This window comes from Micromonospora yangpuensis (genome assembly GCF_900091615.1).
Lineage (GTDB): Bacteria > Actinomycetota > Actinomycetes > Mycobacteriales > Micromonosporaceae > Micromonospora > Micromonospora yangpuensis.
This window is the reverse complement of sequence record NZ_FMIA01000002.1, coordinates 4,913,359-4,925,408: the sequence shown is the minus strand read 5'-3', so window position 1 is coordinate 4,925,408 and position 12,050 is coordinate 4,913,359. Positions and strand designations below refer to the sequence as shown.

At 71.8% G+C, this 12,050-nt stretch carries 11 protein-coding genes; 9 read left to right on the top strand and 2 right to left on the bottom strand.

What is annotated here, in order from left to right; translation table 11 throughout:
* Nucleotides 1-88 precede the first annotated feature (88 nt).
* Nucleotides 89-1,324, top strand: a complete 1,236-nt coding sequence (locus GA0070617_RS22135) for a hypothetical protein (protein ID WP_091441945.1) — start codon at nt 89-91, stop codon at nt 1,322-1,324.
* Nucleotides 1,325-1,455: 131 nt separating this feature from the next.
* On the opposite strand, the gene GA0070617_RS31705 is transcribed toward GA0070617_RS22135, so the two are convergent.
* Nucleotides 1,456-2,124 (bottom strand): DUF4913 domain-containing protein, encoded by a 669-nt coding sequence (locus GA0070617_RS31705; protein WP_229688457.1) that lies wholly within the window; start codon nt 2,122-2,124, stop codon nt 1,456-1,458.
* 34 nt (nt 2,125-2,158) lie between these two features.
* Nucleotides 2,159-3,436: a CAP domain-containing protein gene (locus tag GA0070617_RS31110; protein ID WP_229688456.1), complete on the bottom strand. Its 1,278-nt coding sequence runs from the start codon at nt 3,434-3,436 to the stop codon at nt 2,159-2,161.
* 240 nt (nt 3,437-3,676) lie between these two features.
* On the opposite strand from GA0070617_RS31110, the gene GA0070617_RS22120 reads away from it, so the two are divergent.
* The 8 genes from GA0070617_RS22120 to GA0070617_RS22085 all read left to right on the top strand — a co-directional run bounded on the left by GA0070617_RS22120 (nt 3,677) and on the right by GA0070617_RS22085 (nt 12,013).
* Nucleotides 3,677-4,159, top strand: a complete 483-nt coding sequence (locus GA0070617_RS22120; protein ID WP_091441941.1) for a hypothetical protein — start codon at nt 3,677-3,679, stop codon at nt 4,157-4,159.
* Nucleotides 4,156-4,464, top strand: a complete 309-nt coding sequence (locus GA0070617_RS22115) for a hypothetical protein (RefSeq protein ID WP_217628860.1) — start codon at nt 4,156-4,158, stop codon at nt 4,462-4,464. The genes GA0070617_RS22120 and GA0070617_RS22115 overlap by 4 nt, the downstream gene beginning before the upstream one ends.
* 108 nt (nt 4,465-4,572) lie before the next feature.
* Entirely contained in the window at nt 4,573-4,914 is a 342-nt protein-coding gene (locus tag GA0070617_RS22110) for a hypothetical protein (RefSeq protein WP_217628859.1), read from the top strand.
* Entirely contained in the window at nt 4,914-5,627 is a 714-nt protein-coding gene (locus GA0070617_RS22105; protein ID WP_091441937.1) for a DUF8175 domain-containg protein, read from the top strand. The genes GA0070617_RS22110 and GA0070617_RS22105 overlap by 1 nt, the downstream gene beginning before the upstream one ends.
* A 3-nt stretch (nt 5,628-5,630) precedes the next feature.
* The gene (locus GA0070617_RS22100) at nt 5,631-6,884 is read left to right on the top strand and encodes a hypothetical protein (protein ID WP_091441934.1); all 1,254 of its coding nucleotides are present in this window, start codon (nt 5,631-5,633) and stop codon (nt 6,882-6,884) included.
* Nucleotides 6,885-7,002: 118 nt separating this feature from the next.
* On the top strand, nt 7,003-8,496 hold the full coding sequence (locus GA0070617_RS22095) for an SCO6880 family protein (RefSeq protein ID WP_091441931.1): 1,494 nt from the start codon (nt 7,003-7,005) through the stop codon (nt 8,494-8,496).
* A complete protein-coding gene (locus tag GA0070617_RS22090; protein ID WP_229688455.1) occupies nt 8,493-10,214 on the top strand; it encodes an ATP/GTP-binding protein in 1,722 nt (573 codons plus the stop codon). Before GA0070617_RS22095 ends, GA0070617_RS22090 begins: the two co-directional genes overlap by 4 nt.
* A 5-nt stretch (nt 10,215-10,219) precedes the next feature.
* Nucleotides 10,220-12,013: a type IV secretory system conjugative DNA transfer family protein gene (locus GA0070617_RS22085; RefSeq protein WP_217628858.1), complete on the top strand. Its 1,794-nt coding sequence runs from the start codon at nt 10,220-10,222 to the stop codon at nt 12,011-12,013.
* Nucleotides 12,014-12,050: the final 37 nt, after the last annotated feature.

The following is a 12,050-nucleotide window of genomic DNA, read 5'->3' as shown; positions in this document are numbered from 1 at the left end:
GAACCGGCGCGGGGTGGCACCCGTAGTGTCTCGGTCCACCGCGTCAATGCTTCTCGATCCCTCGGTCCGAGGTGTCCCGGAGGTACCCATGGCCGTGCCGCCCCCCACCCCCAACTTCGAACGTGAACTGGAGCGACTGGCGCTCTGGATCGTCCGCGACGACCTCGACCGACTCCGACGCTCCGGCTCCCCGTTACTCGACGACCGGTCCGGCCTGCGGTCGCAGTTCCGCGAGGCGGAGGAGTTCGTCGAGGCCAGGTCCCGCCTGGTAGGCGGAGAGCCCGACGCCCCGGGCGAGCGTCGCCCCGGTGCCGCTCCGGACCCGGCCGGGGCGGCTGCCTCCGGCACGGCCCAGTCCGCGGCGACCGGCACCGGGGCGGCGGCTCCCGCCGCCCGGAAGGAGAACACCCTCACCGACTACCTGACCGACTGGCTCGCCAAGCGCCTGGCCGCTGCCCTGGCTGTCATCCTGGCGGCCATCGACAGGGGACGGGGCCGTGCGCCGTCCGGCCCGAACCCCGGCCCGCCCCAGGAGCCGACGCCGGTCCCGCAGGCGGAGAGCCGGCTGCTCCCACCCGACCAGCCGTACGGGCTTCCACCAGGCGTCTCGCCGATCAGCGGCGGACCGATGTCCGCGGAAGACGACATGCGGCTGCGTAGCGAGGTCGGTCGGTACATCTCCCAGTTCCTGACGGAGAACAAGGCGCTGGCCGAGATCCACGCCAACGGTGGTCTCGCCCGGGTCTCCCGGTTCTACAACGGCAGCGGGAACGTACCGGCGCAGGGGCACCCGGGCGAGCGCCGGGAATGGGCCCCGGAGCAGCCGGACGCCTTCCGTCGGGATTCCCTGGACAGTCGGCGCTCCTGGTCGGGCGCGCCGGACCACGGTGCGGGGCACGTACGGTGGGCCGAGCCGGTGCGGAGCGCGGAGTTCGGCAGGGAGGCGGAGTTCGGTCGGAGCGCGGAGTTCGGCAGGGAGGTGGAGTTCGGTCGGGGCGCGGTGCCGATGACGCCCTCCTCGCCGGGGTCGTCCACGTCAGCCTTCTATGAGGTCAGCCCGAAGACCACGCCGGTCCCGGCACCGGCTGTTCCCGCCCAGTCCGGCGTGGCCACCTGGGCCGCGATGCGCAGCGACCAGCCGGCCTCGTCGACGAACCCGTTCCGCCGGGGCCAGCAGGAGTCGACGAATCCCTTCCGGCGGAGCCAGTCGGACGCGAGCGCCCCGTCCCGTCCGGCACAGACCGAGGCGAGCACCCCGTCCCAGCCCAGCCAACAGGCGGCGAAGTCGCTGCGGCGGACCGTACCTGGTCGCTCACCATCCTGACCGGGGGAAGCGTGCTGGGGAGGCTGGCGAGCTGAGTCGGATCCGACTCAGCTCGCCAGCCTCCCCACGACAACTGCACCGGCAGGTCGCCGCCCGCAGGCCCGTCGTCACGCGGCCCGGAGGCCCGCGGATCAGTACGGGTCGGTGCGCGGCGGCTCCTTGGCCCGGTGGGAGCCCCCCTTGCAGCCGGCGAAGGGCCCGGACGGGTCACGTAGGGTGTTCATCACCGGACCGAGGTAGTCGCGGTGCCAGTTCGCCGGGCCGCAGAACCCGGCGTTCGGCCCGGTGAGCTCCTGCCAGGCCATCCAGAGGCCGTAGAGCTGGGCCACCGCCTCGGGATGCAGCCACCAGCGGGCACACCAGGGCGCGGTCGAGGAGACCTCCCGGGCGTAGATGGGCACCAGCAGGTGGGTGACCCACATGGTGAGCATGCGGAGCGCCTCGGCGTGCTCCTCACCCTGCAGGTAGAGGATGAACGGCGACGTGGGCGGCTTCTCCGGGGCAGCGGGCGGCTCCTCCTCGGGCGGCGTCCCCGGGTCGTCGTAGGGCGGTGTCGCGTCGTAGGGGGACACCGCGTCGTCCGGTTGCGGCCCGGCATCCCGGTACGGCGGATCCAGGTCCTGGTACGCCTGCCCCGGGTCGGCGTACTGCGGTGCCGGGTCGGCGTACTGCGGTCCTGGCTCGGCGTACTGCGGCGTCGGGTCGGCGTACTGCGGTCCGGGGTCGGCGTATTGCTGCGCCGGGGCGGCGTACCGGGGATCGGGGTCGGCGTACTGCGGTGGATGGCCCTGTTCGATCATGATTGTCCCTCGTCGGTCGGTGGGGTCGGGTCGTTCACTTGGGCGCGGCGAAGTTCTGCGTCCAGTAGGTACCGCTGGAGTTGGTGGCCATGCCGACGCCGAGTTGGGTGAAGTCGCAGTTGAGGATGTTGTTGCGGTGGCCGGTGCTGTTCATCCAGGCCTCCATCACCGCGTCCGCCGAGGGGCGGTTGATGGCGACGTTCTCCCCGTAGGTGCTCCACGGGTAGCCGGCCCGGTCCAGCCGCTGTCCCACGTTGCTGCCGTCGCTGCCGGTGTGTGACATGTTCTGGTGGTCGGCCTGGTCCTCGCTGTGCCGCTGCGCGGCGGTGGCCAGCCGGCTCTCCGAGCGCACCGGGTCGCAGCCGGCCTTGGCCCGCTCCTGGTTGACCAGGCTGAGCACCTCACCCTTCTGGCTGGAGTCCGGGGGGCTGTCGGCGCTGGGATCGGGCACCCGGAGGCTGCTGTTGGCGGCGTTGTTGCTCTCGCCGTCGAGGGTGCCGCCGGAGTCGCTGTCCGAATCGTCGTCGTCCTTCTTCTCGTCCTCGTCGGGGTCCCAGCCGGTGACGGTCGGTGACTCGTGCGGTTCGCCCAGGACGCCCAGGTACTGACCGAAGTGCGAGCGCACCTGGTAGATGTACCCGGTGGTGCCGGCGTCCTCCGGCACCCCGCCGTGCTCGCGTACCTCGTCGATCCCGCCGTGGTAGTAGGCGGCCAGGGCCAGGTCGAGGGGGTCGCCGATCGCCTCGCCGTCGTCGACCAGCTTCTTGGTCTCCTTGGCCATGTCGCAGAGGAACTCGCCCTGCGCCATGATCGCGTCTTTCGGGTCGGTCGCGCTGGTCTTGTCGTTGTCGTTGGAGTCCTCGCCGTACTCGTCGAAGATGTCCTCCGACAGCTGGGAGATTCCCGTCTCGCCGTTCTCGCCGACCTTGGTGTTGTCCCAGTTGGACGCCACCTGGATCTGGGCGGCGATGACCACCGGGCCGACCGCGGAGCAGATGTCCCCGGCGTCCTCGATGGTGCTGACCAGGGCGGTCGGCACCCAGGCGGTGGAGAGCGAGCCGCTACCGTCGGTCTGACCTGCCCTGATGGAGTCCTGCGCCGCCTTGTTCGGGTCCTCCGGCCCGCCGCCGAAGATGCTCCAGATCAGGGTCATGAGCAGGATGATCGGCCACATCAGCACGTAGACCGCGACGAGCACGATGATGAACGCGCCCGCGATGACCAACGGTACCGGCAGGAAGACCGCGGTCGCCGAGGCGGTGACCGCGGTGACGATCAGCGCGGTGCGGCTGGTGCTGGACAGCTCGGCCACATCTCCTCCTCCTGCGCGGACATCGTCGCAAGAAATTCTCGAACTTCCCTTGAACCGGGGACCGGTGCTCCCCGTAGATGCGTCCGTCAACGGCCCGGACCGCCGTACCAACGGCGCTCGAGCCCGGTCGGTTCAAACCGGGGCGGGGACGAATCAGATCGCCGACGCATGAAGGAGGTGGGCATGGTGCCAACGGCCACGGCTGACTCGGCATCGCGCGTGCCACCGGGGCGGGTCTCCGTGCCGCAGCCGTACGGTGCTGCCCCGCAGCAGCGGCAGTACCTGTCGGAGGAGGGGATCGGCTGGATCGCGGCGCACGGTGGTGCCGGCGCGACCACCCTGACCCAGCTGCTCGGCGGCACCGACCTCGGTTGCCGCTGGCCGGACGCGGAACTGGGCGAGCCCGCCACCGTGATGGTGGTAGCCCGGACCAACGCCGAGGGGATGCGCGCGATGTCGCGGGCCCTCAACGCGTTGCGGGAGGGGCGGCACCCGGCCGGCATGCGGCTCACCGGGCTGGTCCTGCTGGCCGACGCACCGCAGCGGCTTCCGCTGGCCCTGTCCCGGCGGATCCGGGTGCTGAAGTCGGTGGCCCCGGTGCACCGGGTGCCGTGGATTCCCGAGTGGCGCCTCGGGCGGCAACCGCCGAAGCTGCCGCCGGCGCTGCTGAAGCTGGCCAAGGCGGCCGGCGTCCAACTGGACGAGAGGGGAAGACGGTCGTGAGCGACTGGCGATTGTTGCAGCTCGACCTGCTCGCGGGGGACTCCGCGCCCTTCCAGGAGCAGCCGCCGTACAACCCGACCGGTGACGCGGCGACCGACATCCTGGGCCTGCTCGCCTGGGGGATGTCGGCCGCGGGGGTGGCCGGGCTGCTCCTCACCGGTACCCAGATGGCCATCCAGCTCAACCGCGGTACCGCGGGTGAGAACTCCGAGTACTTCCGCTCGATCATGTTCGTCTTCTTTGCCTGCCTGATCGGTGCCAGCGCCGGCCCGATCGTCGAGTACTTCGGCGATCTCGGCCTCTGACCACCGACGGCACCGCTGCAGGTGCCGTCCAGGTACACAGCCCCACCCCACTGGCCCGGTACGGGCCGTTGTCGCACCACTCAGGTGCCTGTCCCTAGGAGATCAACCGTGTTGACCCACCTCCTCGATGCCCTGGTCGTCCGGGTCATCGTCGCCTTCCCCGCGGTGGCGGTCCCGCAGCCGGGCAGCAAGGCCCCGCCCGGGAAGCTCAGCACCCTGGTCAAGGACCTGCTGGGGCTGCTCGCCTGGGCGGGCACCGCCGCCGGGGTGGCCGGCGTGCTGATCACCGGCACCATGATGGCGGTGTCCATGAAGCGCGGTGAGAGCTCCGAGCACCTCTCCCGGCTCGGCCTGGTGCTCTGCGGCTGCATCCTGATCGCCACCGCCGGCCCGCTGGTGAGCTGGTTCTTCGGCACCAGCGGCAGCAGCAGCAGCAGCGGCAGCAACTGATGGGCGGGGGCGACCGACGGCAGGACCGCCAGGACCAGACGCCGTTCTACAGCGAGCGGACGTGGATCCTGTCGGCCGCGTTCCTCGTCGGCACGTTGCTGCTGGCCGGCATGGTCTGGCTGACCCAGTCGGCGGACGAGTCGACGGTCGCCCCCACCGCCGAGGCCGCACCGCAGGTGCAGGAGTGCCCGCCGGGGCCGACGGTGGCGTCGGGCAAGGCGGTCCAGCCGGCCGACCTGAAGTGGCAGACCATCGACGTCGGCTACCGGATGCCGGTGTCGACCACCCACGGGCCCGCCCTACAGGACGGCGAACTGCTGCGGTGCTTCGCGCACACCCCGATGGGTGCGGTGCTGGCGGCCCACATCATCCCGATCACGCTGAACGGCCCCGACGGGCTCCGGGTGGCGCAGCTGCAGGTGGCGCCGACTGTCGGCCAGCGGGTGTTGCTGACTCGGCTCAGCCGGGATTCCGCAGGTACCACCGCCCGCACGGGTGGCGGGACCTACGTCGGGTTCGCCGTGGACCGCTACTCGCCGGAGACCGCCGTGGTGCAGCTGCTGGTCAAGGGCACGGCGGGGTACACGGCGTCCCGGGTCGTGCTGCGGTGGGAGGACGGGGACTGGAAGGTCGCCCTTTCCACCGTCGGTGACTCGTACCAGTCGCTGGGTGTGGTAACCGGCAGTGCCGGCTTCACCCTGTGGAGGGAGTGAGCGATGTGTTCGCAGGGTGACCCGCTCGGCGATTTCTTCAAGGGCATCATTGAAATGATCACCGATCCCGTCGGATCGTTCATCGGGATCATCGCCAAACTGATCCTGTCCGGCGCGATCGCGATCTTCGGCGCATTGATGGCGGAGATCCCCACCCTCGGCGAAGAGGGGGAGGACGTCGCTGTCATGATCAGCGACCAGGTCGAATGGGCGATAGTCTATCTGGCCATCGGCTCGATCATCTTCGCCGCCGGCAAGATGGCGGTGGAGCGCAAGGGCGAGGCGGGCAAGACGGCGCTGCAGGGCTTTCTCCGGGTGATCCTGGTCGCCGGCGCGGGCACCTGGATCGTCAACCGCGTCGCGGTGGTCGCCGAGGACTTCAGCGACCACCTGATGCGGGACTCGATCGTCCAGATCCTGGCCGACGTGCCGTGTGTGGACAACGGTGACGGCATCACCGGCTTCCTGCTGCTGGTGATCGCGTTCCTGCTGCTGATCTCGGCCATCATCCAGGTCCTGATGCTCTACATCCGGCTCGGCGTCCTGGTCATCCTGCTCGGCACGCTGCCGCTGGCCGCCGCCGCGTCGATGACCAACTGGGGTGCCTCCTGGTGGCGCAAGCACATCGCCTGGCTGATCGCCTGGCTGTTGTACAAGCCCGCGGTCGCGTTGATCATCTACTCCGGGGCGAAGCTGCTCAGTTGGCGTGGCGGGATGGACGTCAACGACGGGGTGCACCACCGTATCGCCGGCGCCGGTGTGCTGCTGTTGTCGGCGATCGCCCTGCCGGCCCTGCTCAAGCTCATCGTGCCGGCCACGGCGGCGCTGGGCGGCGGGAACCCGGCCGGCAACGCCGCCACCGCTGCCGGTGGCGCGGTCGCCACCGGGGCGAAGAAGGTCGCCACCGGGGCGCTGACCACGGCCGGCGCCACCGCCGCCCGCGGTGGAGGTGGTCCCTCCGGGTCGCGGGACGCCGGCGGATCGGCAAGCGGTGGCCGCAACGGCTCCTCCGGGGTCAACGGCGGTGCAGGTTCCCAGGGCGGCTCCGGTGCCCAGGGTGGTCCCGGCCAACAGGGCGACTCCGGCCGGGTGCCGGTCGGTGCCGGTGCCGGTGGTGGTGGCGGTGCGGCCGCTGCGGCCGCCCGGGCAGCCGGGCCGGTCGGTGCGGTGGTCGGTGCGGTGGCCACCGGGGTCCAGGTCGCCCAGAGCGCGGCAAGTGGTGCCGTCGAGGGCGGCGGGACCAACCCCGACCTGTGAGGACATCCGGTCCACCCCGGACCGGACGACCACCCGAAGAGCGCGGACAGTGACGGATCGGCGACCGGCCGGCAGGAACCGGCCGGTCGCCGGTCAGACGAGAGGAAGGTGAGAGGCGATGTCGGCGGATGCCACCATCGAGCCCACGTACGGCAACTGGCGCCGGCCCCGCCGGGCCGGACTCGGACCGTTCGGCCTGGTCGGCACGGTCGGGGTCTTCGGCGGGCTGGTGGTCGTGCTGCTGGCGTCCATGGCATCACTGCAGGCCGCCCTGGTCCTCGGGGTGCCGATGATGCTGACCCTGGCCCCGCTGGCGGTCCGTACCCCGGACGGGCGCAACCTGTACCAGATGGCGGCGCTACGGATCGGCTGGTCCCAGCGCAAGTCCCGCAAGGAGCACCTGTACGTCTCCGGCCCGCTGTCGGCCCGTCCGGAGGGCCGCTTCCGGCCGCCGGGCCTGCTCAGCGGCGTGGTCGCCAGGGAGGGGCGGGACGCCTACGACCGTCCGTTCGGGGTGCTGCACCACAAGTCCCGGCACCTCTACACCATCGTGCTGCGGTGCGAGCCCGACGGCGGGTCGCTGGTGGACCCGGACCAGGTCGACACCTGGGTGGCGCTCTGGGGCGAGTGGCTGTCCCGGCTGGCCCACGAGCCGGGTCTGCGTGGGGCGTCGGTGGTGGTCGAGACCGCGCCCGACCCGGGTACCCGGCTGGCCACCGAGGTGCTGCCCCGGCTCGACGAGTTCGCGCCGCCCGCGGCCCGGGCCGTGATGGAGGAGGTGGTCGAGGACTACCCGTCGGCGTCGTCGGACATGAAGTCGTACATCACCCTGACCTACGCGCCCGTCGGCGGCCCCCGCCGCGACCCGGAGGACGTGGTCACCGACCTGGCGGTCCGGGTGCCGAGCCTGCTGACCGGCCTGATCAGCGCCGGTGGCGGGATGGCCGAGCCGCTCACCGCCGAGGAGATCGCCGAGGTGGTCCGGGTCGCCTATGACCCGGCGTGCGCCGGTGAGGTGCTCAGCGTCCGGGCCGAGCACGGTGGTACGGGGCTGGAGTGGGAGGACTCCGGCCCGGTCGCCGCGGTGGAGAGCGTCGACGCGTACCAGCACGACTCCGGGGTCTCCCGGAGCTGGCTGTTGACCCTGGCACCCCGGGGCACGGTCCGCTCCAGCGTGCTGCGGACCATGCTGGACGCCTCGGCCGGTACCCGCCGCAAGCGGGTGGCGCTGCTGTACCGGCCGATCGACCCGGCGACCTCCGCCCGGATCGTCGAGTCCGACCGGCGTACCGCGCAGTTCATGGCGACCTCCGGGAGGGGCATGATCCAGGCGCGGGCCGCCGCCGAGGTGCGCGCCGCCGAGCAGGCGGCCTCCGAGGAGGCCACCGGCGCCGGCCTGGTCGAGTTCTCGCTGATGCTGACCATCACCGTGGACCGGCGCGACCAGCTCGACGACGCCTCGGTGCTGGTCCGGAACATGACCGGGGCCACCCGGATCGCGATGCGTCCGGCCAACCGGATGCAGGCGGCGGCGTTCAGCTGCACCCTGCCGACCGGGATCCTGCCCTGGGAGCAGACCATGCTGCCGCACGAGCTTCAGGAGGCGATGTGACCAGCGGCTGGAACACCACGCCGGCGACCGGTCCCGGTGCCGGCTGGCCGGCGGGCGCCGCCGGGGCGCGTACCGCGCTTACCGGTCTGGTCGGTGACCCGGACGACGAGGCGCCGAAGCCGCCGAAGAACCCCAAGCGCCCCCGACCGACCCGGCACCTGCCCGCGTCGAACCGGGGTTGGGAGGGGCCGGGCGGCGGCAAGGTCGGCTACCTCGACGCGCCCACCATGTGGCGGGCCACCACCGTGCAGGCCTGCGGGCTGTGGCCGTTCTCCGCCGGCTCCGGCGCGCCGATGTCCGGGGTGCCGCTCGGCCAGCACCTGTTCACCGGCGCCACGGTCTGTGGCGACCCGATCTCCTGGTTCACCCGGGCCAAGTACATCTCCAACCCGTCGTTGTTCATGCTGGGCATGCCCGGTCTGGGCAAGTCGACCCTGATCAACCGGATGGCGGTGGGCCTGGCCGCCACCGGCGTGGTGCCGCTGGTCCTGGGCGACCTCAAGCCGGACTACGCCGACACCGTCCGGGCCCTCGGCGGGCAGGTGATCAAGATCGGCCGGGGGGTCGGCGGCATCAACGTGCTCGACCCCGGCGCGATGGGCCTGGCCGCCGAGCGCATCGGTGGTCAGGCCGGCCAGGCGCTGGCCGCCGAGACCCACGGTCGGGTGCTGAACATGGTGGCCGCGCTGCTGACCATCGTGCGGGGTCGGGCCCTGGACGACCACGAGCAGGCGGTGCTCTCGGCCTGCCTGCGGCACCTGCGGGAGCACACCCCGAAGGGGCGTGCCCCGCTCCTGCCCGACCTGCTGCGGGTGCTGCAGGAGGGGCCGGACCGGGTCCGGGCGGTGACCCTGGACCGGGGCCAGGAGGGCCGGTACCGCGACGCGGTGGACCCGCTGCACCGGTCGCTGCTGGGCATCCTGGACGGCGCGCTCGGCGACACCTTCGGCGCGGAGACCTCCACCCGGATCGACCCGGACGCCTCCGCCGTCTGCATCGACATCTCCCGCATCGGTGAGGCCGACACCCAGCTCACCGCCGCCGCGATGCTCGCGGCCTGGTCCGACGGCCTGGGTACGGTGGCCGCCTCGCACGCCCTGGCCGACGCCGGGCTGGCGCCCCGCCGCTGGTTCTTCACCATCCTCGACGAGCTGTGGCGTCCACTGCGGGCCGCCTCCGGCATCGTCGACCGGATCGACGCGCTGACCCGACTCAACCGGTCGCTCGGTCTGGGCGACGCCAAGATCACCCACACCCTGAAGGACGCCGAGGCGCTCGGCACCGACTCCGACCGGGCCAAGGCCCGGGGCTTCGTCGAGCGGGCCGGCATCGTGGCCTGCGCCGGGCTGCCACAGGCGGAGATGAAGGACCTGGGCCGGGTGATCGGCCTGTCCAAGCGGGAGATCGACCTGGTCTCCTCCTGGTCCTCGCCGCCGGGCTGGGCGAGCACCGGCAGCAACGAGGAGCCGCCCGGTCGGGGCCGGTTCCTGATCAAGGTAGGTGGTCGCCCCGGTATCCCGATCCGGGTCTCCATCACCGACACCGAGCGCCGCCTGCACGACACCAACCTGCGCTGGGTGCAGAACGGCTACGCCGAGCAGCAGGCCGCCGCCCGCAAGGCGGCCTTCGAGGCCGAGGCGGAGCTGGGCAACCTGACCACCCGGCCGGAGTTCGCCCAGCAGGCCGCCGTCCCGGACGCCCAGGGGTTGCTCCGATGAGTTCGATGAGTCGGCCGCGCGGGTCGGACATGTTCTTCTGGGCGATCTGCCTGGCGGCCTTCGCCAACCTGGTCATCTTCACGATCGCCTGGCTGGGCGGGACGTTCGGGGCGATGCTGCTCGGCCACGGCTGGCATCCGCCCAAGTTCAGCCTGATCTCGTACATCAGGATCGTCCGGGGCGAGAACGAGCTGCTCTGGCCCGAGACGTCGCCGGTCGGCATCTACCTCGGCATGGTGCTCTTCGCCGTGCTGCTGCTGGCACCCGCGGTGCTGCTCGGGATGAAGCTGATGGGGTTGCGCAAGCGCAACGTCGGGCTGGCCCGGGCGCGGGACCTGCAGTCGCTGGCCCCCGCCGGGATCGCCAAGCGGGCCCGGGAGCTGCGGCCCTCGCTGGCCGGGATGAAGGAGCTGCCGCCGGACGAGACCGGCAACCTGCTCGGCGACCTGGAACCGCACGGCCCGGAGCTGCGGTCGTCCTACGAGGACGTGGAGCTGGACCTGATGGCCCCCCGGGCCGGCAAGTCCACGGGTATCGCCATCCCCCGGGTGCTGCGGGCCCGGGGGGCGGTGCTGCTCACCTCCAACAAGTCCGACGTGTACGCGGTCACCCGCGCCGAACGGGACCGGATCGGCCGGGTCTGGACCTTCGACCCGCAGGGCATCGCGCACGCCCCCCGGGAGATGTGGTGGAACATGCTCGCCGACTGCGTCACCATCGAGGGCGCCCGGCGGCTGGCCGGACACTTCGTGGCCTCGGTCAACGACGACACCACCAAGAAGGACTTCTGGATCTCGGCGGCGCAGAACACCCTGACCGCGCTCTTCCTGGCCGCAGCCCGGGGCCACGCCTCGGTCTCGGACCTGCTCGGCTGGCTGGCCGACCCCGCCGACCGTACCCCGATCGACCTGCTGCGCGACGCCCAGCTGCACGCCATGGCCGAGCAGCTGCAGGGCACCGTACGCGGTGCGGTGGAGACCCGGGACGGCATCTACGAGACCGCCCGGCAGTGTGTGGCCTGCCTGCTGGACCCGGAGATCCTCGCCTGGGTCACCGAGGACCCGTACCTGCCGCAGTTCCGCCCGGACCACCACGTGCTCGGTAGGGACACCCTCTACCTGCTCTCCAAGGACGGCGGTGGCTCCGCCGCCGGGGTGATCGCCGGCCTGGCCGACGCGACGCTGCGCGCCGGGGTGGTCGCCGCCGAGCGGATGGGTGGCCGGCTGGACCCGCCGATGACGGCGGTGCTGGACGAGGCGGCGAACGTCTGCCGGATCTCGGACCTGCCCGACCTCTACTCGCACCTCGGTTCGCGGGGGATCAACGTGGTCACCCTGTTGCAGAGCTACAAGCAGGGCTCCCGGGTCTGGGGGGAGGCGGGCATGGACGCGATGTGGGGTGCCGCCACCATCAAACTGCTCGGTGCCGGCCTGGACGACGCCGACTTCGTGGAGAAGGTCTCCAAGCTGATCGGGCAGCACGACGTGAGCACGGTGAGCGTCTCGCGCAGCAAGGACGGCTCGTCCCGGTCGACGTCGTACCGGCAGGAGAACGTGCTGCCGCCGGACCGGATCCGGGCCATGCCCAAGGGCACCGCCCTGCTGCTGGCCACCGGTATCCGCCCGGCGATGATCAAACTGCGGCCGTGGTACAAGGAGCCGGACGCGGGACGAATCTCGGCGCAGGCCAAGGAGGAGGTCGCGGCGATCACCGAACGGGCCGGCGCGAAGCTCACCGCCGGCACCGCCCTGCACGCCCCGGTCCCGCCCGTCCCCGCGGACACCCCCACGCACTGGTGAGCCCTAAGGTTGACCACTTTGGGCTGCACCCGTCCAG

Bases quoted from the DNA above. Each gene is read 5' to 3' on its own strand.
- GA0070617_RS22135 (WP_091441945.1), top strand. From the start codon at position 89: ATGGCCGTGCCGCCCCCCACCCCCAACTTCGAACGTGAACTGGAGCGA.
- GA0070617_RS31705 (WP_229688457.1), bottom strand. From the start codon at position 2,124: ATGATCGAACAGGGCCATCCACCGCAGTACGCCGACCCCGATCCCCGG.
- GA0070617_RS22105 (WP_091441937.1), top strand. From the start codon at position 4,914: ATGGGCGGGGGCGACCGACGGCAGGACCGCCAGGACCAGACGCCGTTC.
- GA0070617_RS22100 (WP_091441934.1), top strand. From the start codon at position 5,631: ATGTGTTCGCAGGGTGACCCGCTCGGCGATTTCTTCAAGGGCATCATT.
- GA0070617_RS22095 (WP_091441931.1), top strand. From the start codon at position 7,003: ATGTCGGCGGATGCCACCATCGAGCCCACGTACGGCAACTGGCGCCGG.
- GA0070617_RS22085 (WP_217628858.1), top strand. From the start codon at position 10,220: ATGAGTCGGCCGCGCGGGTCGGACATGTTCTTCTGGGCGATCTGCCTG.